This is a genomic window from Ruegeria sp. YKSD163 (assembly GCF_059612905.1).
Genome location: NZ_JBXWRM010000019.1, coordinates 1 through 22,404, shown reverse-complemented (window position 1 = coordinate 22,404; position 22,404 = coordinate 1). Strand labels below are relative to the sequence as shown.

Here is a 22,404-nt window from a genome sequence, read left to right as displayed (position 1 = left end):
AATCGTGCGCCTGCGGCGCGCTCGATTCTTTGTTGAGGGACGCTGTCCCTCAAACTCCCTGGAGTATTTGTAACCAGAAAGAAACCAGAGCCGGATTTGCACTTCTTTCTGGTCGGAAATACTCCGGGGTGAATTGCCCGCAGGGCAAGAGGGGCAGCGCCCCTGCTTTTATGCAAATGCCTCTTGCAGCCAGGCCCGGAACGAGGCGAGCGGCGGCGCGATCATGCGCTCCTTTGGCCAGACAAGATAATAGCTCCCCAGGCTTACGGCGGGCCCGTCACAGGCAGTGACAAGCCGGCCCCGGGCCAGATCATCCGCGACCAGATAGCTGGGCAGCAGCGCCACGCCCAGACCGTTTGCAACTGCCGGGATCATGGTCGAGAACTGGTCGAACAGCATGCCGCGCAGCCCCGGCGCCGCAAGGTCATGGACCGCGAACCAGCGTTCCCAGGCATCCGGTCGGGTGTCGAGATGCAGGAGCGGCGCGCTGCGCAGCCAGGTGGGGTCGCTCGTCTTCTGCCGCAGCTCGGGGGCGCAAACTGGCAACACCTCCTCACGCATGATCTTGAGATAGTCGACCCCGGCCCAGTCGCGTCGACCGAAATGAATGGCGGCATCGAAGGGTTCGCTGGCAAAGTCGAAGGGTATTAGCCGGGTGCTGAGATTGACCGATACCTCCGGGTGGCGTCGGGCGAAGTCCTGTAATCGGGGCGCCAGCCAGTGCATGCCAAATGCGGGCAGGATCGACAGGCTGAGCGTGCCGCCGGTAGGATTTGCCTTGAGCTTGAGAGAGGCCTGTGCCAGCTGGGTCAATGCCGCGCGCGCAGTCTGGACATACTCCTGAGCCGCCGGAGTCAGGTGCAGCCGTACCCGGTCGCGTTGGACCAGCTCGACGCCCAACTGCTCTTCCATCGTTTTCAGCTGCCGGCTGATCGCGCTTTGGGTCAGGGCCAGTTCTTCGGCGGCGGCCGAGGCGCTGCCCAGCCGGTCGACGGCCTCCAGCGCAAGTAGGGAGGAGATCGAGGGGAGAAAGCGGCGGGGGGCAATCACTTGATTTTTCCTCATACCTTTTGACCGGAATATCACTGGATTTTTGCATGATCCAGCGCGATCTAATGCGGGAAACTCCTGAAATTGGGGAAGGTGATGAACATATCCAGCGATACCGGTTTTCGGCGCGCAGGGCGTCTTAACGGGATCGAGCTGTCCGAGATCGTGCAGATCTCGGAACGTGCGGCGCAGTTGCGGGCTGCTGGCGCCGATATCGTCGCGCTCAGCACGGGAGAGCCGGATTTCCCGACGCCAGCCAATGTGATCAAGGCGGCGCATCGGGCGGCGCTGGCGGGGCAGACCCGCTATCCGGCGACCGCCGGTACCCCGGCGCTGCGCGCGGCGATTGCCGCCGAGGCCGGGGTGGAGCCTGCCAATGTGATCGTTTCGACGGGGGCCAAGCAGGTGCTGGCGGGTGCTTTCCTCGCCACGCTCGACCCGGGCGACGAGGTGATCACGACCGCGCCCTTCTGGACCAGCTATGCCGATATGGTGCGGTTGGCGGGCGGCGTGCCGGTGGTGCTGGACTGTCCCGGCGCGCAGGGGTTCAAGCTGACGCCCGCACAGCTGGAGGCTGCGATCACCCAGCGCACCCGCTGGCTGTTGCTCAATACGCCATCGAACCCCACCGGCGCGATCTATTCTGAGGCCGAATTGCAGGCGCTGGGCGCGGTGCTGGAGCGTCACCCGCATGTCTGGGTGATCTCGGACGAAATTTACCAACATTTGTCCTATGTGCCCTTCACCCCCTTTGTGCAGGCGGTGCCGGAGCTGGCCAATCGCACCCTGATCGTGAACGGGGTGTCCAAGGCCTATTCGATGACCGGATGGCGGATCGGCTGGGGTATCGGCCCGGCGCCGCTGATCAAGGCGATGGTGGCGGTGCAGGGGCAGATCACCTCGGGCGCCTGTTCCATCGCACAGGCGGCGGCGCTGGCAGCGCTGACCGGGCCACAGGATCTGCTGGCCGAGCGCCGGGCCGAGATGCTGGCGCGGCGCGATCTGGTGGTTGCCGGGTTGAACGCGGCGGGGCTTGAGTGTGCGCTGCCGGACGGCGCGTTCTATGTGTTCCCCAAGACACCAGCGCGGATGCCGGTTGATCATGAATTCTGCCACCATTTGCTCGACACGGCCGGGGTGGCGCTGGTGCCGGGGCGGGCCTTTGGCATGCCGGGGCATTTGCGCCTCTCCTTCGCTTATGCGAGGCAGAGTCTGGAAGAGGGGCTTGCCCGTATCGCCCGCACCGTCGCAGCGTTGTAACCAGGGGGATCGCCCCCAAGCATAACAGAAGGCCGAGCCATGGACCGCGCCCAGATCGTACATGAGAACTTCCTCAGCCGCGTGGCTGCGGGTGACCTGCCGCGGGGCGCACCGCCGCGCCCGGGCCTGTCGCAGGCGCAGGCGGTGTCACTGTTCCGCTCGCAGGTGCTCAGCCGCGCGCTCGATCGGACCAGCCGGGCGATGCAGAAAGCGGGGCAGGGGTTCTATACCATCGGCTCGTCCGGGCACGAGGGGATGGCGGCGGTGGCGCAGGCCCTTCGCCCGACCGACATCGCCTTTCTGCATTACCGCGATGCGGCGTTTCAGATCGCGCGGGCCGAACAGGTGCCGGGTCAGCAGATCGCCTGGGACATGCTGCTCAGCTTTGCCTGTTCGAAGGAAGATCCCACCTCGGGTGGGCGGCACAAGGTGCTGGGATCAAGGGCGCTGATGATCCCGCCGCAGACCTCGACCATCGCCAGCCACCTGCCCAAGGCGGTGGGCGCGGCCTATAGCTTGGGCGCGGCGCGGCGGCATCCGCCGGAACACCGCATGCTGCCCGAGGACGGAATTGCCATGTGTTCCTTCGGGGATGCATCGGCCAACCATTCCACGGCGCAGGGCGCGATCAACACGGCGGGCTGGACCAGCGTGCAGTCGATCCCGCTGCCGCTGCTCTTTGTCTGCGAGGATAACGGGATCGGTATCTCGACCAAGACGCCCAAGGGCTGGATCCAGGCTTCGATGGAGCATCGGCCCGGTATCCGCTATTTCCAGGCCAACGGGCTGGATATCTACGAGACCTATGTCGTGGCGCAAGAGGCCGCCGAGTATGTCCGTACCCGGCGCAAGCCTGCGTTCCTGCATCTCAAAACCGTGCGGCTTTATGGCCATGCGGGGGCGGATGTGCCGACCACCTATCTGACCCGCGCCGAGGTCGAGGCGGAAGAGGCCATGGACCCGCTGCTGCACAGCGTGCGGCTGCTCGCCGAGGACGGCGCGCTGACACAGGAGGAGGCGCTGGCGATCTATGAACAGACCTGCGCCCGCACCGACCGCATCGCGGCCGACGCCGCGACCCGCCCGCACCTTGCCAGTGCGGCTGAGGTGGCGGCCAGCCTGATCCCGACGAAACGGGACTGCAAACCGACGAACGGACCCAGCGCCGAGGCGCGGGCCGCCACCTTTGGCGGTGACATGCGCGCCATGGACGAGCCGCAGCCGATGAGCCGCCTGATCAACTGGGCGCTGACCGATCTGATGCTGGAACATGGCGAAATCGTCTGCATGGGCGAGGATGTGGGCCGCAAGGGGGGCGTCTATGGCGTGACCCAGAAATTGCAGCAACGGTTCGGCCCCGACCGGATGATCGACACGCTTCTGGACGAGCAATCCATCCTGGGGCTGGCCATCGGCATGGGGCATAACGGGTTCCTGCCGATCCCCGAGATCCAGTTCTTGGCCTATCTGCACAATGCCGAGGATCAGATCCGGGGCGAGGCGGCGACGCTGCCGTTCTTCTCGAACGGGCAGTTCACCAACCCGATGGTGCTGCGCATCGCGGGGCTGGGGTATCAGAAGGGGTTCGGCGGGCATTTCCACAATGACAACTCGCTGGCGGTGCTGCGCGACATTCCCGGCGTGATCATCGCCTGCCCCTCGACGGGGGAAGATGCGGCACAGATGCTGCGCGAAAGCGTGCGGCTGGCGCGCGAGGAGCAGCGGGTGGTGGTGTTCCTGGAACCCATTGCGCTCTATCCGATGCGCGATCTGCACGGGGTGCAGGATGGCGGCTGGATGACCCCCTATCCCTCGCCCGACCGGCGCATCGCGCTGGGCGAGGTCGGGGTGCATGGGGACGGCACCGACCTGGCCATCGTCACCTATGGCAATGGTCATTACCTGTCGCAACAGGCGCTGCCCGAGATTGAGGCGGCGGGGGTCAAGGCAAGGATCATCGACCTGCGTTGGCTGGCGCCGCTGCCCATCGAGGCGCTGCGCGCGGCTACGCGCGCGTGCAAACACGTGCTGATCGTCGACGAATGCCGCCGCACCGGCAGCCAATCCGAGGCGCTGATGACTTTCTTCTGCGAAGAAAGTCGCGCCACCTCGACCGCCCGCGTGGTGGCCGAGGATTGCTTCATTGCCACCGGCCCGGCCTATGCCGCCCCGCTGCCGTCCAGGGACGGCATCGTCGCCGCCGCGCTGTCCCTGACCGGAGCTGTAAAATGACCCGTACCGCTGTCGTGATCTGCCCCGGCCGGGGCACCTATAACAAGCCTGAACTAGGCTATCTGCATCGCCACCACGGCGCCCGGATGGACATGTTTCGCGCCTTTGACGCCATCCGCGCCGAGGCCGGGCAAGAGGCGGTGACCGCGCTGGACGGGGCCGAGCGCTATACGGTCGGCAAATACTCGCGCGGCGATGTGGCCTCGCCGCTGATCTATGCCGCCGCGCTGGCAGATGCTCAGGCGCTGGCCGAGGATATCGAGGTGGTCGCCGTCACAGGCAACTCGATGGGCTGGTATATCGCGCTGGCCGCTGCAGGGGCACTGAGTCCTGAGAATGGTTTTCGCGTGGTCAACACCATGGGTACGCTGATGCAGGAACGGCTGATCGGCGGTCAACTGGTCTATCCGTTCACTGGTGAGGATTGGGCGGACGATCCCGCGCGCAAGGCGGCGCTGTTGGCGGATGTGGCCCTGATCGACTCGATGCCGGGGCATGACTTGGCGCTGTCCATTGACCTGGGGGGCATGCTGGTACTCGCGGGTAATGAGGCCGGTCTGTCAGCCTTCGAGGCGGCGCAGCCAGTAGCGCAGGAACGCTTCCCGATGCGGCTGGCCAATCACGCCGCCTTTCACACCCGCTTGCAGGCACCGGTTGCCGCTGAGGGGCGGCAACGTCTGGGCGCCGACCTGTTCACTCAACCCACCCACCCGATGATCGACGGGCGCGGCAAGATCTGGTGGCCGGGCGCCACCGACACTGCGGCGCTATGGGACTATACGCTGGGCCATCAGGTGACCGAGCCTTATGACTTCACCCGCGCCGTGCAGACCGCCGCGCGCGAGTTTGCCCCTGACCTCTTTATCGTCACCGGCCCCGGCGCCACGCTTGGCGGTGCTGTGGCGCAATCCCTGGTGCTGGCAAATTGGCGTGGCATGAGCGATAAGGCGACGTTTCAGGCACGGCAGGCCGAGGCGCCCTTGCTGATGGCGATGGGGCGCGAGGATCAACGCGGGCTTGTCACCGCCGCCTGAGCGCCTAAGACATAGATATCCCTCTTGCAGACGAGACCTGGTCATGTCGGACAAAACCCGCAATCTCTGGCATCTGACCTCTGCCGAACAGGTCACCGCGCCGCCGCTGGCGGGGGATGTGACCGCCGATCTGGTGGTGATCGGCGGCGGCTATACCGGGCTGTCTGCGGCGCTCCACGCCGCGGAGCAAGGCGCCGATGTGCGCCTGGTCGAGGCTGAGGCGCCGGGCCATGGCGGCTCGGGCCGTAATGTCGGGCTGGCCAATGCGGGTCTGTGGCTGCCACCCGACGAGATCCGCGCCCATCTGGGCAACGTGGCGGGCGACCGGCTGATCGCGCTGCTGGCCGGGGCGCCGGGGCTGGTGTTCGATCTGATCGACCGGCACGGCATCGCCTGCGAGCCGGTGCGGGGCGGCACGCTGCATTGCGCGCATTCCCCCTCGGGTCTGGCAGATCTGAAACGGCGTCACGCGCAACTGACCGCCAGCGGGGCGCCTGTCGAACTGCTCTCGGCCGAGGACGCCGCCCGCCGCACCGGGTCCGGCGCCTTTTGTGGCGCGATTTATGATCCGCGCGCGGGCACCATCCAGCCGCTGGCCTATGCCTGCGGGCTGGCCCGCGCCGCGCAGGCGGCAGGCGCGCAGCTGCATGGGCAAAGCCCGGCGTTGGAGGTGGAACACAAAGACGGGGTCTGGCAGGTGCGCACGCCCGGCGGCAGCATCCGCGCGGGCAAGCTGATCCAGGCCACCAACGCCTATCACCGGGGATTGGCCCGACGAAAGCCCGCCCATGTGCCGGTGCACTATTTCCAATATGCTACCGATCCGCTGCCGGAGAAGATCCGTGCCGCGATCCTGCCGGGCGGCGAGGGGTGTTGGGATACCGGGTTGATCATGACCTCGTTCCGGCTGGACCGGGCGGGGCGGATGATCATCGGCGGCATGGGGGCGCTGGACCATCCGGCCAGCGGCATCCACCGGGCCTGGGTGCGGCGCAAGCTGGCGCAGCTCTATCCCGCCTTGTCAGGGCAACCGCTGGTCACCAGCTGGCATGGGCGCATCGCGATGACCGGCGATCACATCCCCAAGATCACCCGCCCCGGCCCCGGCGCGCTGGCGGCGCATGGCTATTCCGGGCGCGGCATCGGGCCGGGCACCCTGTTCGGCAAGGCCATGGCCGAGGCGCTGCTGAGTGGTGACGAGACCAACCTGCCGATCCCCGCCATCGACAACCATGCCGAGCGCTGGACCACCCTGCAACAGGCCTATGTGGAAACCGGCGCCACGCTGATGCACCTGATCCGGGCGCGCGTGGGCTACTGAGCGCCGCGTTGCAGCCGGGCGGCGATTGCCTCGACCCGGGCGCGCAGCCAGCGATGGGCCGGATCCGCGGTCGAGCGTTCGTGCCAGACCATGTAGATCGACACCGGATCGCAGGCAAAGGGCAGCGGCGCGCAATCCAGCGCCGCCAGCGGCCCCAGTTTCATCAGCGTGGTATCGGTCGAGATCAGGTCACTGCCTTTGACAAAGGCGGGGATGGCGCCGAAATGTGGTAAAATCACCGTGGGTGGGCGTATCTGGCTTTGATCCACGCCGCGCATCACCACATTGGCGCTGCGTCCGTCGCTGAATCGCACCTCGACATGTTCGGCGGCACAATAGCTCTGCCAGCTGTCGGGCGGGCTGCGATGACTGGCGTCATAGTAGATTTGCAACGGGCTGGTGAACAGGTGCCGCTGATAGATATCGGGCCCATCCGGCGGCAGCGGCGTCAGCACCAGCTGGCAGCGGTCGCTGCGCAACAGGGCCGGATCGGGCACGCCCGAGGGGACGAAGCCAAGGCTCAGCCGTACTCCTTCGGAACGGGCGCGGTGCAACAGTTCGGGAAAGATCAGCTCGCGTTGCAGGTCGTTGGCGGCGATGTCGAAATGCATCGCTTCGCCCAGCGGGTCAAAGGGGCGGGCATCGGTCAGCGACTTGATCCCGTCGAGCACCCGCTGCACCGGTTCGCGCAGGGACAGTGCCCGTTCGGTGGGCGTCAACCCCTGGCCCGAGCGTACGAACAGCGGATCACCCAGCACCGCGCGCAGCTTGGCCAGCGTATGGCTGACCGCCGATTGGGTGACGCCCAGCCGGTCGGCCGCGCGCGAGACCGAGCTTTCCTCGAGGATGACCAGAAAGCAGCGCAGCACCTTGCCATCGAGATCGGTGAAATCGAATTTGTTCATGAGATTTATGACTAAACATGAATGGTTTTACTGTCCATTCCACGTTACGCCGGACGGGCATTCAGGAGGCGCCGGATGGGTATTCGCTTTTTCTCGGACCGCGATAGGCCCGTTCATATGGGTCCCTATCCGCTGGAGCGGCTCGCCCGGCGCGATGGCGTGGCGGATCTGGCTGGCGTTCCGCAAATGCCTGTGCTCAGCTTTCACCGGCCCGAGCGGCCCGAGAGCATCGTCAACGCGATGGGCGAGTTTCAGGCGATGCTGGATGCGATCCGCGACGGGCTGGTCAACCCGGCCCGCGCCGAGATCCCTTCCGATCCACAGGAGCGCGCCAACCATCTGAAAGCGTTTGGGTATTTCAACGATGCCTCGATGATGGGTTGCGGACCCTTGCCGTCCGGGGCGCTGTTGCCGGCACCCCGACGCAACCCCGATATCGACCGGCTGGCCGAGGCGCTGCGGACCCGGCAGACCAAGACGCTGGCCTCGGGTATCGACGTGATCATGGCCGACCTCAAGGAGAGCATGGAGGCGCCGCCACGCCCGATCGAGGGGCACCGGCACGCGCTTGTCTTTCTCTACGAACATCACCGCGACCCCGAGGCGGACGAACCGGGAACAGAGTGGATAAGGGACGCGCAGGACCATCGCGCCTGTCTGCTTGCCAGCGAAAACGCGGTGGTGATCGCCAATTACATCCGCCTTCTGGGCTATGACGCGCGGGCGCATACCGCCATGTCAAGCGATGTCGATCTGGGGCGGCTGGCGCTGGCGGCGGGGCTGGTGACGCTTGAAGGCGGGCAACTGGCCGCGCCCTGGCTGGGGCGCCGTTTTGGCCTGGCCGCCGTCACCACCGAAATGGAACTGGCCCACGACCGCCCCTTGACGCCACTGGCCGCGCAGTCCTGGGCCGCCACACGCGGCCCGGCCTGGTGGCTGGGCAAGGGGTTCGCCAAAAGCGGGCTGAACCGCGACCCCTATGCCCGGCGGCGCTATGTGGACGGGGCACACCCGTTCGAGCGGCTGCACCGGGTCGAGACCCCCACCACCTATATCGACGAGGCTAATGTGGCCCGTGTTCCCAAACGCGCCGACATGTTTGCCCGCGCCCAGTTCGGCGATATGGGCAAGGCCCTGCAAGAGGGGGCCAAGGGCGGTCACTATGTGCGCAAGGCGGCGCCCAGCTTTGCCCAGCGGCGGGCGCTGGGGGCGTTCGTCTTGCTTCAGGATGGCGACAGCGCCGATGTGCCCCGCCCGGTCGATCCGCGCCGCAATGCCGCCAACCTCAAGGCGGCGAGCTATTTCCTGGGCATCGACGCCGTCGGCCTCAGCCGCTGCCCGACCTGGGCCTGGTACAGCCATGACGCCACCGGCGAGGCACTTACCCCGCCGCATGATCAGGCGATCAGCATGATCGTCGATCAGGGCTATGAGACGATGGAAGGGTCGAGCGGCGACGACTGGATCGCGGTGGCGCAATCCATGCGCGCTTACTTGCGCTTTTCGCTGTTGGGGGGTGTGATCGCGCAGCAGATCCGCAATCTGGGTTACAAGGCCAAGGCCCATACGGTGATGGATGGCGAGGTATTGCAACCGCCGCTCCTGCTGCTGTCGGGTTTGGGCGAGGTCAGCCGCATCGGCGAAGTGATCCTGAACCCGTTCCTGGGTCCGCGCCTGAAATCGGGGGCGGTGACCACCGACATGCCGATGAGCCATGACAAGCCCATCGACTTTGGTCTGCAACGGTTCTGCGAGGCCTGCAACAAATGCGCCCGCGAATGCCCTTCGGGGGCGATCACCGCCGGGCCCAAGCGGATGTTCAACGGCTACGAGATCTGGAAATCTGACAGTCAGAAATGCGCCACCTATCGCATCACCACCCAGGGCGGTGCCATGTGCGGGCGCTGCATGAAGACCTGCCCGTGGAACCTCGAAGGGTTGTTTGCCGAACGCCCCTTTCGCTGGGCGGCGATGACGATCCCGGCGGCGGCCCCGGCGCTGGCGCGGCTCGACGATGCGCTGGGCCATGGTGGGCTGAACGAGGTCAAGAGATGGTGGTGGGATATCGAGTTGCAGCCCGATGGCGCCTATCGCCCGACCGCCGGACCAGTGAACCGGCGCGGCCTGCAACGGGACTTGGACCTGAAATACGAGGATCAGACGCTGGCCGTCTATCCCGCGCCGCTGGCGCCGCACCCCTGGCCCTATCCGTTTCCGATGGACCGTGAGGCGGGGATCGCCGCCTATCAGGCGATGATCAGCGCCGACGAATACCGGGCGCGGCTGGCATCTGGCGACCGGTCGATGGTGCATCGTTATACCGTACCCGATGCGGACAGTGCGCCAGTGATCCGGGTCGAGGTGACGCGGGCCGAGAAGATGACGGCTGAGATCACCAAATACGAGTTTGCCGCCCCAGACGGCGCGCCGCTGCCCGAATGGACGGCGGGCGCGCATCTGGATGTGCTGGTCGCGCCCGAGTTCCTGCGTCAGTATTCGATGTCGGGCGACCCGGAGGACCGCGCCACCTATCAGATCGGGGTGCTGCGCGAGGATGCGGGGCGGGGCGGCTCAAGGCTGATGCATCGCATCTTTACGCCGGGCCGGCGGGTATTCATCTCGAAACCGATCAATCACTTCGAACTGGAGGAGCGCGCGACGCGCACATTCCTGATGGGCGGTGGCATCGGCATCACCCCGATGATCGCCTTTGCCCACCGCTTGCACGCGCTGGGGGCCGAGTTCGAGCTGCATTATTCCGTCCCCAGCCGCGCCAGCGCCGGATATCTCGAGGATCTTGGCGCGATGCCCTGGGCCCATCATGTGCAGTTGCATGTCTCGGATGAGGGGTCGCGCGCCGATCTGGATACGGTTCTGGCGGGGTATCGGCCCGGCTGGCACGTTTATACCTGCGGTCCCGATCGCTATATGGATGGGGTGATGCAGGCGGCCGAACGGCAGGGTTTCCCGGAAGAGGCCCGGCATCTGGAGTATTTTTCGGTCCCTGAACAGCCCGCGTATGAAAACCACCCCTTTACGCTGAAACTCACCCAGTCAGGGCGCGAAATCGCCGTGCCCGCGGACAAGGATGCCGCGCAGGTACTGAACGAGAACGGGATCCATATCGACGTCAAATGCTCGGACGGGATCTGCGGCGTCTGCAAATGCGGGCTGATCTCGGGCGCGGTCGAACATCGCGATTTCGTGCTGTCCGGGAAGCAGCGCGAGGGCGCGATCATCCTGTGCCAGTCCCGCGCGGCAGAGCCGGGCGGGGTGGTCGAAATCGACCTCTGATCTTGCGGCCTAGGCGCGCCGCGGCGCCAGCGAACCGCGCAGCACCACATAGGTGTCCAAGCGCTGCCCTTTGCCCGGCGCGCCTTCGGCCACCATGGCGACCAGTGCCTGTGCGGCTTGGGTGCCCATCTGGCGATGCGGTACATGCACCGTGGTCAGGCCCGGGCTGCATACCTTGGCCAGTTCGATATCGTCGAACCCGGTGATTGAGACATCGCCGGGCACGTCATAGCCCGTTTCCTTGGCCCGACCCATGGCACCCACCGCCAGCACATCGTTGCCGCACATCACCACGCTGGGACGGGGCGTGCGCTGCATCAGGATGTCGAAGGCGGCAGCCCCCTCGTCGATGCCATAGGCGGTTTCCACCAGGCTGAGCGTATCGGCGCCGAGCCCCGCCTCGGCCATGGCGGCGCGGATCGCGGCCACCCGGGCGCGGGCGCGGTCGTTGCTGGCCTGTTCGGCGCTGATCACGCCGATCCGGCGGTGGCCGCGTGCGATGACCTCGCGGGCCAGGTCCAGCATTGCGGCGTGATTGTCGAAACCGATCGTGGGAACCGGCGCGTCCGAGTCATGCACCCAGGCAGCCAGTGTCGGGATGCCCCGCCGGTTGAGAAAGTCGTAAAGCGCCGGATCGCGATGGGCGCCGATCAGGAACAACCCGTCGGCGCCGCGCGCCACCAGGGTGCGGATCTGCTCTTCTTCCAGATCGGCGCGATACGAGGAGGAGGCCACCAGCAGCGTTATCCCCTTGAGCCGCAGTTCCTCCTGAAAGGCCTGCAGACCGCGGGCAAAGATCGCGTTTTCCATGGTCGGGATCACGGCGCCGATCGTGTTGGTGCGTTTCGCGGCCAGGGCGCGGGCGCCGAAATTGGGCGAATAGCCAAGCTCTCGCACCGCCTCCAGCACCCGGTTGCGGGTCTCTTCGATCACCCGGTCGGGCGTGTTCAGACAGCGCGAGACCGTCGCCGTCGACACACCTGCCCGCCGGGCCACATCGGCCAGGGTCGGGGTGGGCTGTGTGCTCGGCGCGGTCATGACGTGCAGGTCCGTGTTTGGTTGAAAGAGGCGGGCAGTATGCTCCGATACCCCAGTCGCCGAGGACAGCATAGCGTGTAAGCGCTTGCATCGTCAAATGTAAGCGCTTACATTGCGGAGGCGAATCGTGTTTTTGCCCATCCGGAGGACCCGATGCTTTTGATCTCGGCCGCACTCTTTGCCCTGTTTGCCCTGAATGTGGGACTTGGCTCTGTCGGGGTCGGGCCGATGCTGGGGGATGTTGGTGAAATGCTGGTTCTGTTCGCCACCGCAATCGCGTTTGTGGTGGCCATTCTGCAACGGGAAGCCGCAGCGAAGAGAAAGACAAACCAGCGGCCCTGATCTGTCCAAATGGGAGGAAATACATGAAAGACGACCGGACCGGACTTGCGTCCGCGACACGCCGCAACTTTCTGAAACTGGCCGGCAGCGGCAGCTTTACCGCCGCCATGGTGGCCGGTGCGGCGGGGACCCTGTGGTCGACCGAGGCCGCAGCGCAGACCGCCAAGGAAGAGAAGGAACGTGAAGCCGCCGCATCGCATGTGATGACGGTGGCGACGGCCTATGTGCTGGGCGCGTCGCGCAGCTATCCGATCATGCAGCTGGACCTCAAGGAGAACATCCAGAACGCCACCAACGGCAAGGTCTATGTGAAACTGGCGCCGGGCGGCCAGCTGGGCGCCGGTGGCGCGCTGGTGCAAAAGGTGCAGGGCGGCACCATCCAGGCGGCGCAGCACTCGCTGTCGAATTTTGCCCCCTTTGCAAGCGCCGTCGACCTGATCAACATGCCGTATTTCTGTGGTTCGAACCAGCGGTTCACCAACCTCGTGTCGTCAGATGCCTGGAAGTCCGAAGTGCATCCCAAGGTCGAGGCCGCGGGCTTCAAGGCGCTGTTCTACATCGTGATCGACCCGCGCGTCGTGGCCGTGCGCAAGGGTGGCAACGCGGTGATCACGCCGGGCGATCTGGCAGGCGTAAAGTTCCGCGTGCCCGGCTCGAAGATGCTGCAACAGTATTACCGGATGGTCGGCGCCAACCCGACGCCGGTGGCCTGGGGCGAGACGCCCTCGGCGATCAAGCAGGGTGTTGCCGATGCGCTCGACCCGTCGGTCGGCGCGCTTTACGTCTTTGGGTTCAAGGATATCCTGAGCCATGTGACCTTTACCCAGGCGGTGCCCGACAGCCAGGTATTCTCGATGAACCTGGAATGGTTCAACGGGCTTCCGGCAGACGTGCAGGAAGGCATCATGTTCGCGGGCGAGGTCACCTCGCAGCAGAACCTGGCCAAGGTGCCCGCGGCACGCGCCTATGCGATGTCGGAACTGACCAAATCCGGGGTCGAGTTCCATTCGCTGTCCGCCGACCAGCTGGCCGAATGGCAGGCGACCGGCGGCTATCAGCGCTCGGAATGGGACAGCTTCAAGACCGAACTGGCCGGGTCGATGGATGCCTTTGCCCGCCTTGAAGAGGCCGCCGGCACCATGGGCCGCTACTACGTGCACGACGCCTGATCGGCACCGGCCGGCGCCTGGGACGGCGCCGGCCCTTTCCTTACCCGCATGACGCCATCAACCGGGCCTCCGGCAACGGATGCCCCTCGCCCGGAGGGAGGGACACGTGACCCCTATCCTGAATGCCCTGAACCGGAATGCCGAGCGCTGGGCGCTGCTGGTCTTCTACGTGATGCTTGTCGTCACCATGGCCATCGAGGTGCTGCGGCGCGAGATCTTCGCCTATTCCTCGATCTGGGGAGAGGAGATCGTGCGCTATTCCTTCATCTACCTCGCCTGGATCGGCGCCGCCTCGGCGGTGAAGGAGCGCGGCCATATCCGCATTGACGTGCTGATGCATTACCTGGGCCGCCGCGCCAAGGCACTGCTCTATATCTTTGGCGATCTGGTGATGTTCGTGGTGGCGGTGATCGCGCTTTACTGGTCGTTCGAGACGGTGCTGGTCTCGGCCAAGTTCGGTTCGGTCAGTCACGGCCTGCGCATCTCGATGGTGTGGTTCCTGATGGCGGTGCCGGTCGGTTTTTCGCTGATGATCCTGCGACTGGTGCAATCCTTCCTGCGCGACCTGCGCAGCCTTCGTGACGGCACGCCCGTCTACGAGGGCGACAAACTGTTCGATTGAGGGGACGGTCATGCTTTGGAACACCCTCAACCAGACGGTTGAACTGGGCTGGGATTTCTACCTGCCGGTGATCATGTTCGTGGGCCTCATCGCGTTGGCGGTGCCGGTCTGGGCCGCCATCGGGGCGGCGGCGATCACCATGTTGATCATGTCGGGGGACATGCCGCTGAGCGCGGTTGGCGAGAGCCTGTTCACCGGTATCGACGCCTTTGCCCTGACAGCGGTGCCGCTGTTCATCCTGACCGGCGACGTGCTGGTGCGCACAGGGCTTTCCCGCAAGTTCCTGGACGTGGCCGAGGCGCTGACGCAATTCGCCAAGGGCGGTTTCGGCTCGGCCACGGTGCTGGTCTGCGGCATGTTTGCGGCCATCTCGGGTTCGGATGCTGCGGGGGCAGCCGCCGTGGGCCGGATGACCATCGACCGGCTGGTCGAGTCGGGCTATCCCCGGCCCTATGCCTGCGCGCTGGTGGCGGCAGGGGCCTGTACCGGCATCCTGATTCCGCCTTCGATCGCCTATATCATCATCGGCCTCGTACTGGGTATCTCGGCCTCGACCTTGTTTCTGGCCGCGCTCATTCCGGGCCTGTGCATCCTGATCTCGATCCTAGTCACCAATGTGGTGATGAACCGCATCAACGGCTGGGAGGGCGGCGGCAATATCTCGGCCTCCGAATACCTGGGCAATCTGGGCCGGGCGCTGAAATCGGGCTGGTATGCCTTTATCGTGCCGGGCATCATCTTTTACGGCATCTTCTCGGGCCGGCTGACGCCGACCGAGGCGGGCGCCACCGCTGTTGTCGTCACCATCCTGATGGGCTTCATCCTGCGTACCCTGTCGCTGTCCGACTTCCCGGCGATGCTGGTCAGTTCGGCCAAGGTGAACGGGGTGATCCTGCCGATCATCGCCTTTTCCGCCCCCCTGGCCGAGGCGCTGGCGATCATGGGTGTGCCGCAGGGATTTGTCGCCGCCGTCACCGGCATGACCGACGAACCCTGGCTGTTGATCCTGCTCATGATCGGCATCCTGATCGCGGCGGGCTGCGTCATGGAGACGACGCCCAATATCGTGATCCTTGCCCCGATCCTGAAGCCGCTGGCCGACAATATCGGCATGAACGAGATCCAGTTCTGCATCATGATGATTACCGCGCTGGGCGTGGGATTCATCACGCCGCCGCTGGGGCTGAACCTGTTCGTGGTCTCCGGCATCACCGGCGAGTCAATTCTCAAGATCGCCGCCCGCGCCGTGCCCTTCGTCTTGTTCATGCTGCTGGTGGTGCTGCTCATCGCCTATCTGCCCGCCATCTCCACCACCCTCTTGCCCGATATCTACAAATAGGACGCCCCCGGTATGACCATCGAATACCTCAAGAAAGCTTCGCTCACCTCGAAATCCGATGCCTCGGATGTGCAAGAGACGGTGCGCGCGATCCTCGCCGATATCGAGGCGGGCGGGGATCAGGTCGCGCTGGACTATGCCGCCAAGTTCGACCGCTACGAGGGCAGCATCATCCTGTCGCCCGCAGAGATCGAGGCCGCCTGCGCGCTGGTGCCGGAAAAGCTCAAGGCCGATATCCGCTTTGCCCATGACAATGTGCGCCGCTTCGCCGAGACGCAGAAGGCGACGCTGACCGATGTCGAACTCGAGGTGGTGCCGGGCGTGATCACCGGGCAAAAGGCGATCCCGGTGGATGCGGCGGGCTGCTATGTGCCCGGCGGGCGCTATAGCCATATCGCCAGTGCGATCATGACGGTGACCACGGCCAAGGTGGCGGGCTGCAAACATATCATGGCCTGCTCGCCGCCGCGTCCCGGTGTCGGCGTGGCGCCTGCCATCGTCTATGCCGCCCATATCTGTGGCGCCGACACGATCATGGCAATCGGCGGTGTGCAGGGGGTGGCGGCCATGGCCTTTGGTCTGTTTGGCCTGCCCAAGGCGAAAATCCTGGTCGGCCCCGGCAACCAGTTCGTGGCCGAGGCCAAGCGCATGCTGTTCGGGCGCGTCGGCATCGACATGATTGCGGGCCCAACCGACAGCCTGATCCTGGCCGACAAGACCGCCGATCCGCATATCGTGACCACCGATCTGGTGAGCCAGGCCGAGCATGGCTACAACTCGCCGGTCTGGCTGGTGACCGATGATCGCGCGCTGGCGGAAAAGGTGATCGAGATGATCCCGGCCTATATCGCCGACCTGCCCGAGGTGAACCGCGACAATGCCGCCGCCGCATGGCGCGACTATGCCGAGGTGATCCTGTGCGCTGACCGCGAGGAGATGGCCGCCTCCTCGGACCGCTATGCGCCCGAGCACCTGACGGTGATGGCCGAGGATCTGGATTGGTGGCTCGACCGGCTCAGCTGTTATGGATCGCTGTTTCTGGGCGAGGAAAGCACCGTCAGCTATGGCGACAAGGCGGCGGGCACAAACCATGTGCTACCGACAAGTGGCGCCGCCAGCTATACCGGCGGGCTCAGCGTGCACAAATACATGAAGATCGTCACCTGGCAGCGCGGCACCCGCGAGGGCTATAAACCCGTTGCCGAGGCCACTGCGCGCATCGCCCGGCTGGAGGGGATGGAGGGCCATGCCCGCGCCGCCGATGTGCGGTTGGCCAAATATTTTCCCGACGAGACCTTTGACCTGACCGCCAATGGCTGACTCTGGCTATCTCTTCTCGGTGCGGGGCCGGGTGGCCTGTGTCACCGGCGCCAGTTCCGGCCTTGGCCGACGCGCGGCGACGGTGCTGGCGCAGGCCGGCGCGCGGGTGGTGGGCGTGGCCCGCCGCGCCGACGCGCTGGCCGAATGGCAAGCCGAGGCGGGGGGCGAAACCCATGCCCTTCCCTATGACCTGTCGGACCGCGACGGGTTGGAGGGGCTGGCGCAGCAGGTCGCAGCGCCCTTTGGCCCGCCCGACATTCTGATCCACGCCGCCGGTATCAACACCCGGCAAACCGCCGATGAGGTCACGCCCGAGGGGTGGGACATCACCCTGACCCTGAACCTGTCGGTGCCCTTTTTCCTCAGCCAGTATCTGGTCTCGGGGATGAAGGCACGCGGTTGGGGCCGGATCGTCAATTTTGCCTCGCTCCAGACAACCCGCGCCTTTCCCGGCGGCATCGCCTATGGCGCGTCGAAGGGCGGCGTGGCGCAGATGACCCGCGCCATGGCCGAGGCCTGGTCTCCGCATGGGATCACCGCCAACGCGCTGGGGCCGGGTTTTTTCCGTACCGAGCTGACGGCGCCTGTCTTTGCCGACCCCGAGCGCGCGGCGCGTAACGCCGCGCAGACTTGTCTCGGCCGCAATGGTGAACCCGAGGACCTGGATGGGCCGCTGTTGTTCCTTTGCTCCGAGGCCTCGGCCTATGTCACCGGTCAGGTGTTGATGGTGGATGGAGGATATACCGCGAAATGAAGGCGCTGGTTTACACGGGCCCCGAAGCGCTTGCGCTGCGCGAGATGCCCGACCCGGTGGCGGGGCCGGGCGAACAGCTGATCCGCATTGCGCAGGTGGGTATCTGCGGCTCGGACATGCATGCCTATCTGGGCCATGACGCGCGCCGTCCGGCGCCGCTCATCCTGGGGCACGAGGTGGCCGGTGTGATCGTAGGTGGCCCGCGCGATGGTGAGCGGGTCACCGTGAACCCGCTGGTCACCTGCGGCACCTGCCCGGCTTGTCGCGAGGGGCGCGACAACCTCTGCCCCACGCGCCAGATCATCTCGATGCCCCCGCGCGAAGGCGGCTTTGCCGAATATGTGGCGATGCCCGAGGGCAATCTGGTGACCGTTCCTGACCCCGTCCCGCTGGCCAAGGCGGCACTGGCCGAACCCATCGCCTGTGGCTGGCACACGGTGCGCTTGTCACTGGCCGCGCTATCCGGTGCGCGCGACACGGCGCTGGTTCTGGGTGGCGGGGCCATCGGGCTGGGCGCCGCTTTGTGCCTTGCAGCGCAGGGCGTGACGCAGGTGACGGTGGTCGAACCGAACTCCGCCCGCCGCGCCTATCTGAGCGACCGTTGCGGCCAACATGCGGTCGACGCTGCGCCAGAGGGGTCGCAATACGATCTGGTGATCGACGGGGTGGGCTATGCCGCCACCCGCGCCGCTGCCTCGGCCCATGTCCGCCCCGGCGGTGCGATCGGCCATATCGGCCTGGGCGAGGATACCGGTGGCCTCGATATCCGGCGGATGACCCTGCAAGAGATCACCTTTATTGGGACCTATACCTATACCGCCGAGGATTTCCGCCAGACCGCGCAGGCGATCTTTGACGGCCGTCTCGGCCCGCTCGACTGGACCGAGTCGCGCCCTCTGGAACAGGGCGCCGAGGCCTTTGCCGATATCCGCGCGGGTCGGGTGGCTGCACCAAAGGTCCTGCTGGTTCCCGACACCGAACCGTAAAGGAGTTAGGCCATGTATCACCGCATCCTTGTTGCCCTGTCGCTGGAACACGGGATCAGCGAGCGGGCGCTGGAAACCGCCCGCGCGCTGGCCGCCGAGGGCGCCAGCATCCGCGCCGTTCACGTGATCGAGCCGCCCAACCCGGCGGTCCGCGCCTATCTGGACGCCGATCTGGTGGCCAAGGCCCGCGCCGATGCCGAGGCGCGGTTGCGCGCCCGCGTGGCCGATGCGCCGGGGGTCGAACCGGTGTTGCTCAGCGGTCATTCCAGCCGCGCGCTGACCGAATACGCCACCGATATGGGCATCGACCTGATCATCGTGGGATCGCACCGGCCCGGCCTCAGCGACTATTTCCTGGGCACCACCGCCGCCCGTGTTGTCCGCCACGCACCTTGCACGGTGATGGTGCTGCGCTAGGGCGGGTACCGCCCGACGCCCCACAAAGTGAGCTCAGATTATGCTGCGCCAGACCGGCATTCATTCCAGCGAGGACGCCCGCAGGCTGGCGCGCAAACGCCTGCCCTGGATGGTGTTCGACTATATCGACGGCGCGGCCGGCGAGGAGCATGGTTCGATGCTGTCGCGTCGGGCCATTCAGGACATCCGCCTGACGCCCCGGGTGCTGCGCAACGTCAGCCGACGCGAGCTGCGGGTGCAGCTGTTCGACAAGCTGGCGGTACGCCCCTTTGGCATCAGCCCGATGGGCATGTGCAACCTGTCCGCCCCCGGCGCCGATCTGATGCTGGCGCGGCTGGCAGCGCGGGACCGGGTGCCGCATGGCGTCTCGACCGTGGCTTCGACCGACATGGAAACCCTGCTCAAGGCCTCGGGCGGCATGGCCTGGTTTCAGCTTTATTTCAGCGGCGATGGCAGCGGCACCATGAAATTGGTCGAGCGCGCCCGCGCGGCCGGATACGGCACGCTGGTGCTGACCGTCGATGTGCCCGAGGTGGGCCGCCGCCCGCGCGAGCTGCGGCACGGGTTCAAGATGCCGTTCCGCATCGGCCCCCGGCAATTCGTCGATTTCGCGCTGCATCCGCGCTGGTCCCTGTCCACGCTGATCCGGGGGCGGCCGCAGATGGCCAATTTCGACGGGCGGGATTATGTTTTCGACCGTACCGAGAGCCGCGCCGCCGCCGATTGGACGACCTTCGAGCGCCTGCGCGCGGCCTGGCCCGGCAAGCTGGTGGTCAAGGGCGTGCTGCATCCCGGGGATGCGCTGCGCCTCAAGGCGCTGGGCGCCGATGCGATCCAGGTATCGAGCCATGGCTGCCGTCAGCTGGACGCAGCACCCCCGGCGATCGAGGCGCTGGCCGCGATCCGGCAGGCGGTCGGCCCCAGCTATCCGCTGTTCTACGACAGTGGCATCCGCAGCGGCGAGGATGTGGTCAAGGCCTATGCGATGGGGGCCGATTTCGTGTTCCTTGGCCGCCCGCTCCTTTATGCCATGGCGGCAGGGGGCGAGGCGGGGCTGCACCAGCTGTGGGACGTGCTGGCGCAGGAGGTCAGCCTGACATTGGCGCAGCTGGGCCTGACCGAGATGGCCGCGCTGCGCGAACGTGCCCTACCGGATAACGGGGATCAGGCTGTAGAGGCCGCCATCAGCCGATAGACGATCTGCGCTGCGGTGAAATCCCACGCAGCATTGCCGTCGGGCGCCAGTTCCACAACGTCAAGGCCAACACATTTGCGGCCCTTGAGCGCGTTCTCGACCAGATGCAGCGCCTGATAATAGCCGAGGCCGCCCGGCACCGGCGTGCCGGTTGCGGGCATCTGGGCCGGGTCCAGCCCGTCGACATCGAAACTGACATAGACCAACTCGGGGAAATCCTCGGGCAGGTCGATGGCGTGGATATTGTCGGTGACCAGCTCCTCGGCATCCTTATAGAACACGCCGTGTTTGGCACGCTCGTCCATTTCCTGCTGGCAGAGGGCGCGGACGCCGAATTGCGCCAGGCGAATGCCCTCCTCGGCGAGCAGATGCATGACCGATGCATGAGAGTGTTTCTCGCCCTGATAGGCGATGCGCAGGTCGGCATGGGCGTCGACCTGCACAAGCCCCAGCGGCTGACCCAGGGCGCGCGCTACGCCCATCACCGCGCCGAAGCTGAGCGAATGTTCACCCCCCAGCGTGACCGGTACTTGGCCTGCGCGGATGGCGGCCTCGGTCCGCTGGGCGAGGCGCTCCATCACCTCGGACAGCGGGCCGTCGCAGTCGAGCGGCGGTTCGGTGAAGATGCCCTGCGCGCAGGGCTCGGCGCCGTTTGTAATGCGTTCCAGCTCGTTAGACGCTTCGATGATCGCACTGGGCCCCCCCGCCGTGCCCGAACCGTAAGAGACGGTCCTTTCCAGCGGCACCGGGATGATGCGGAAACGGGCGTCCTCACCCCGTTCGGCGGCGGTGAGTTCGCTGTCGAGGAAGATGCTCATGAGAGGCGCTCCTTGAAGTCGGAATAGTCGAATTGGCGCACGATGCGCAGCGCGTCGGTGTCGCTGTTCCACAGCGCGATGGTGGGCAGGGGCACGCCGTTGAAGGTGTTGGTCTTGACCATCGAATAATGCGCCTGATCGAGAAAGGCGAAGCGCTGGCCGATGGTCAGCGGCTGGTCCCAGGTGTAATCGCCGATCACGTCCCCGGCGAGGCAGGAGGGGCCGCCCAGGCGATAGGTATGGCCGCTGTCGGCCTCGTCCATCAGGGCGGGGCGATAGGGTGCCTCGATCACGTCGGGCATGTGGCAGGTGGCCGAGATATCGGTGATGGCGAGGTCCATGCCATTGGTCGGCAGGTCGAGGATTTCACCGACGAGGATACCAGCATCCAGCGCCACCGCCTCGCCGGGTTCGAGATAGACGTCGAGCCCGTGTTTTTCCCGGATACCCTTGATGAAGCGCACCAGCGCGTCGCGGTCGTAATCGGCGCGGGTGATGTGATGGCCGCCACCGAAATTGAGCCATTTGAGGCCGGGCAGATAGGGGGCGAGCTTCACCTCTACCGCCGCCCAGGTGCGCGCGAGCGGGTCAAACCCCTGTTCGCAGAGCGTGTGCATGTGTAGCCCGTCGACCCCTTCTAAGGCCTCAGCCGTCAGCTGGCTGACCGGGGTGCCGAGGCGCGAGCAGGGCGCGCAGGGATCGTATTTCGGGATCTCGCCTTCGGAATGCTCGGGGTTGATCCTGAGACCCACCTGAACGCCCGCCGCCTGTGCGCGGGTCAGGTAACGATCCTTTTGCGCCGGGCTGTTGAAGATGATGTGATCGCTGAGCGACAGGATCTCGTCGATATCCTGTTCCTTGTACCCGGCGCAGAAGGTGGCGACTTCGCCACCGTATTCCTCGCGCCCCAGCCGCGCCTCGTATATGCCGCTGGCGCAGGTGCCGCTGAGGTATTGGCGCACGAGGGGCGCAAGGGCGAACATGGAAAACGCCTTGAGCGCCGACAGCACATGCGCGCCGGAGCGGTCGGAGATGTCGCGCAGGATCTTGAGGTTCCGTTCGATGGCGACCTCGTCTACCACGAAACAAGGTGTGGGCACACGGGAGAGGTCAAAGTGGCGAAAGGCGCCAGCGTCACCGGCCTGGGTTTGCATCACATCTGCCATATCCGGCGTCTCCCTGAGGCTGAGCGTCCGGGGGGCGCAAGGGCGAACATGGAAAACGCCTTGAGCGCCGACAGCACATGCGCGCCGGAGCGGTCGGAGATGTCGCGCAGGATCTTGAGGTTCCGTTCGATGGCGACCTCGT

19 protein-coding genes are annotated in these 22,404 nt (G+C 65.8%); 14 read left to right on the top strand and 5 right to left on the bottom strand.

Features of this window, described 5'->3' with window-relative positions:
* Window positions 1-168: 168 nt before the first annotated feature.
* Window positions 169-1,050 (bottom strand): LysR substrate-binding domain-containing protein, encoded by an 882-nt coding sequence (locus tag AC2FNA_RS19795; RefSeq protein WP_496829557.1) that lies wholly within the window; start codon window positions 1,048-1,050, stop codon window positions 169-171.
* Between the two features lie 96 nt (window positions 1,051-1,146).
* Between AC2FNA_RS19795 and AC2FNA_RS19790 the strand changes: the two genes are divergently transcribed.
* The 4 genes from AC2FNA_RS19790 to AC2FNA_RS19775 are packed head-to-tail and all read left to right on the top strand — an operon-like array spanning window position 1,147 to window position 6,897.
* Window positions 1,147-2,310, top strand: a complete 1,164-nt coding sequence (locus AC2FNA_RS19790; protein ID WP_496829488.1) for a pyridoxal phosphate-dependent aminotransferase — start codon at window positions 1,147-1,149, stop codon at window positions 2,308-2,310.
* A gap of 39 nt (window positions 2,311-2,349) precedes the next feature.
* Window positions 2,350-4,542 carry a dehydrogenase E1 component subunit alpha/beta gene (locus AC2FNA_RS19785; protein WP_496829486.1) on the top strand — a complete coding sequence of 731 codons (2,193 nt, stop codon included), beginning with the start codon at window positions 2,350-2,352 and terminating at the stop codon, window positions 4,540-4,542.
* Window positions 4,539-5,576, top strand: a complete 1,038-nt coding sequence (locus tag AC2FNA_RS19780; protein WP_496829484.1) for an ACP S-malonyltransferase — start codon at window positions 4,539-4,541, stop codon at window positions 5,574-5,576. The genes AC2FNA_RS19785 and AC2FNA_RS19780 overlap by 4 nt, the downstream gene beginning before the upstream one ends.
* 43 nt (window positions 5,577-5,619) lie before the next feature.
* Window positions 5,620-6,897 (top strand): NAD(P)/FAD-dependent oxidoreductase, encoded by a 1,278-nt coding sequence (locus tag AC2FNA_RS19775; RefSeq protein ID WP_496829482.1) that lies wholly within the window; start codon window positions 5,620-5,622, stop codon window positions 6,895-6,897.
* Here AC2FNA_RS19775 and AC2FNA_RS19770 read toward each other — a convergent pair.
* Entirely contained in the window at window positions 6,891-7,802 is a 912-nt protein-coding gene (locus AC2FNA_RS19770; protein ID WP_234142820.1) for a LysR family transcriptional regulator, read from the bottom strand. The genes AC2FNA_RS19775 and AC2FNA_RS19770 overlap by 7 nt on opposite strands.
* A gap of 75 nt (window positions 7,803-7,877) precedes the next feature.
* Here AC2FNA_RS19770 and AC2FNA_RS19765 point away from each other — a divergent pair, with 75 nt between their 5' ends.
* Complete coding sequence (locus AC2FNA_RS19765; RefSeq protein ID WP_496829480.1) at window positions 7,878-11,096, top strand: reductive dehalogenase; 3,219 nt, start codon at window positions 7,878-7,880, stop codon at window positions 11,094-11,096.
* A 9-nt stretch (window positions 11,097-11,105) separates the two neighbouring features.
* On the opposite strand, the gene AC2FNA_RS19760 is transcribed toward AC2FNA_RS19765, so the two are convergent.
* Entirely contained in the window at window positions 11,106-12,134 is a 1,029-nt protein-coding gene (locus tag AC2FNA_RS19760) for a LacI family DNA-binding transcriptional regulator (protein WP_496829478.1), read from the bottom strand.
* Window positions 12,135-12,287: 153 nt separating this feature from the next.
* Between AC2FNA_RS19760 and AC2FNA_RS19755 the strand changes: the two genes are divergently transcribed.
* The 9 genes from AC2FNA_RS19755 to AC2FNA_RS19715 all read left to right on the top strand — a co-directional run bounded on the left by AC2FNA_RS19755 (window position 12,288) and on the right by AC2FNA_RS19715 (window position 20,278).
* Window positions 12,288-12,476 (top strand): hypothetical protein, encoded by a 189-nt coding sequence (locus AC2FNA_RS19755; protein ID WP_496829476.1) that lies wholly within the window; start codon window positions 12,288-12,290, stop codon window positions 12,474-12,476.
* A 23-nt stretch (window positions 12,477-12,499) separates the two neighbouring features.
* Window positions 12,500-13,645: a TRAP transporter substrate-binding protein gene (locus AC2FNA_RS19750; RefSeq protein WP_234142823.1), complete on the top strand. Its 1,146-nt coding sequence runs from the start codon at window positions 12,500-12,502 to the stop codon at window positions 13,643-13,645.
* A gap of 79 nt (window positions 13,646-13,724) precedes the next feature.
* Window positions 13,725-14,267 (top strand): TRAP transporter small permease, encoded by a 543-nt coding sequence (locus AC2FNA_RS19745; protein WP_496829474.1) that lies wholly within the window; start codon window positions 13,725-13,727, stop codon window positions 14,265-14,267.
* Window positions 14,268-14,277: 10 nt separating this feature from the next.
* Window positions 14,278-15,606, top strand: a complete 1,329-nt coding sequence (locus tag AC2FNA_RS19740) for a TRAP transporter large permease (RefSeq protein WP_496829472.1) — start codon at window positions 14,278-14,280, stop codon at window positions 15,604-15,606.
* Window positions 15,607-15,618: 12 nt separating this feature from the next.
* Window positions 15,619-16,926 carry a histidinol dehydrogenase gene (hisD, locus tag AC2FNA_RS19735; protein WP_496829470.1) on the top strand — a complete coding sequence of 436 codons (1,308 nt, stop codon included), beginning with the start codon at window positions 15,619-15,621 and terminating at the stop codon, window positions 16,924-16,926.
* A complete protein-coding gene (locus AC2FNA_RS19730; RefSeq protein ID WP_496829469.1) occupies window positions 16,919-17,680 on the top strand; it encodes an SDR family NAD(P)-dependent oxidoreductase in 762 nt (253 codons plus the stop codon). The genes hisD and AC2FNA_RS19730 overlap by 8 nt, the downstream gene beginning before the upstream one ends.
* Window positions 17,677-18,666: a zinc-dependent alcohol dehydrogenase gene (locus tag AC2FNA_RS19725; RefSeq protein WP_496829467.1), complete on the top strand. Its 990-nt coding sequence runs from the start codon at window positions 17,677-17,679 to the stop codon at window positions 18,664-18,666. Before AC2FNA_RS19730 ends, AC2FNA_RS19725 begins: the two co-directional genes overlap by 4 nt.
* A gap of 12 nt (window positions 18,667-18,678) precedes the next feature.
* Window positions 18,679-19,083: a universal stress protein gene (locus tag AC2FNA_RS19720; protein WP_011046353.1), complete on the top strand. Its 405-nt coding sequence runs from the start codon at window positions 18,679-18,681 to the stop codon at window positions 19,081-19,083.
* A gap of 40 nt (window positions 19,084-19,123) precedes the next feature.
* Window positions 19,124-20,278, top strand: coding sequence for an alpha-hydroxy acid oxidase (locus AC2FNA_RS19715; RefSeq protein WP_496829465.1), 1,155 nt, complete (start codon window positions 19,124-19,126; stop codon window positions 20,276-20,278).
* Here the strand turns inward: AC2FNA_RS19715 and speB are convergent.
* Window positions 20,248-21,096, bottom strand: a complete 849-nt coding sequence (gene speB, locus AC2FNA_RS19710; RefSeq protein WP_496829463.1) for an agmatinase — start codon at window positions 21,094-21,096, stop codon at window positions 20,248-20,250. The genes AC2FNA_RS19715 and speB overlap by 31 nt on opposite strands.
* Entirely contained in the window at window positions 21,093-22,262 is a 1,170-nt protein-coding gene (gene nspC, locus AC2FNA_RS19705; protein ID WP_496829461.1) for a carboxynorspermidine decarboxylase, read from the bottom strand. The genes speB and nspC overlap by 4 nt, the downstream gene beginning before the upstream one ends.
* Between the last annotated feature and the right edge of the window lie 142 nt (window positions 22,263-22,404).

What these genes read in the sequence shown, in the direction of transcription:
- AC2FNA_RS19790 (WP_496829488.1), top strand. Translation starts at nt 1,147, where the DNA reads ATGAACATATCCAGCGATACCGGTTTTCGGCGCGCAGGGCGTCTTAAC.
- AC2FNA_RS19785 (WP_496829486.1), top strand. Translation starts at nt 2,350, where the DNA reads ATGGACCGCGCCCAGATCGTACATGAGAACTTCCTCAGCCGCGTGGCT.
- AC2FNA_RS19780 (WP_496829484.1), top strand. Translation starts at nt 4,539, where the DNA reads ATGACCCGTACCGCTGTCGTGATCTGCCCCGGCCGGGGCACCTATAAC.
- AC2FNA_RS19775 (WP_496829482.1), top strand. Translation starts at nt 5,620, where the DNA reads ATGTCGGACAAAACCCGCAATCTCTGGCATCTGACCTCTGCCGAACAG.
- AC2FNA_RS19770 (WP_234142820.1), bottom strand. Translation starts at nt 7,802, where the DNA reads ATGAACAAATTCGATTTCACCGATCTCGATGGCAAGGTGCTGCGCTGC.
- AC2FNA_RS19765 (WP_496829480.1), top strand. Translation starts at nt 7,878, where the DNA reads ATGGGTATTCGCTTTTTCTCGGACCGCGATAGGCCCGTTCATATGGGT.
- AC2FNA_RS19760 (WP_496829478.1), bottom strand. Translation starts at nt 12,134, where the DNA reads ATGACCGCGCCGAGCACACAGCCCACCCCGACCCTGGCCGATGTGGCC.
- AC2FNA_RS19755 (WP_496829476.1), top strand. Translation starts at nt 12,288, where the DNA reads ATGCTTTTGATCTCGGCCGCACTCTTTGCCCTGTTTGCCCTGAATGTG.
- AC2FNA_RS19750 (WP_234142823.1), top strand. Translation starts at nt 12,500, where the DNA reads ATGAAAGACGACCGGACCGGACTTGCGTCCGCGACACGCCGCAACTTT.
- AC2FNA_RS19745 (WP_496829474.1), top strand. Translation starts at nt 13,725, where the DNA reads ATGCCCCTCGCCCGGAGGGAGGGACACGTGACCCCTATCCTGAATGCC.
- AC2FNA_RS19740 (WP_496829472.1), top strand. Translation starts at nt 14,278, where the DNA reads ATGCTTTGGAACACCCTCAACCAGACGGTTGAACTGGGCTGGGATTTC.
- hisD (WP_496829470.1), top strand. Translation starts at nt 15,619, where the DNA reads ATGACCATCGAATACCTCAAGAAAGCTTCGCTCACCTCGAAATCCGAT.
- AC2FNA_RS19730 (WP_496829469.1), top strand. Translation starts at nt 16,919, where the DNA reads ATGGCTGACTCTGGCTATCTCTTCTCGGTGCGGGGCCGGGTGGCCTGT.
- AC2FNA_RS19725 (WP_496829467.1), top strand. Translation starts at nt 17,677, where the DNA reads ATGAAGGCGCTGGTTTACACGGGCCCCGAAGCGCTTGCGCTGCGCGAG.
- AC2FNA_RS19720 (WP_011046353.1), top strand. Translation starts at nt 18,679, where the DNA reads ATGTATCACCGCATCCTTGTTGCCCTGTCGCTGGAACACGGGATCAGC.
- AC2FNA_RS19715 (WP_496829465.1), top strand. Translation starts at nt 19,124, where the DNA reads ATGCTGCGCCAGACCGGCATTCATTCCAGCGAGGACGCCCGCAGGCTG.
- speB (WP_496829463.1), bottom strand. Translation starts at nt 21,096, where the DNA reads ATGAGCATCTTCCTCGACAGCGAACTCACCGCCGCCGAACGGGGTGAG.
- nspC (WP_496829461.1), bottom strand. Translation starts at nt 22,262, where the DNA reads ATGGCAGATGTGATGCAAACCCAGGCCGGTGACGCTGGCGCCTTTCGC.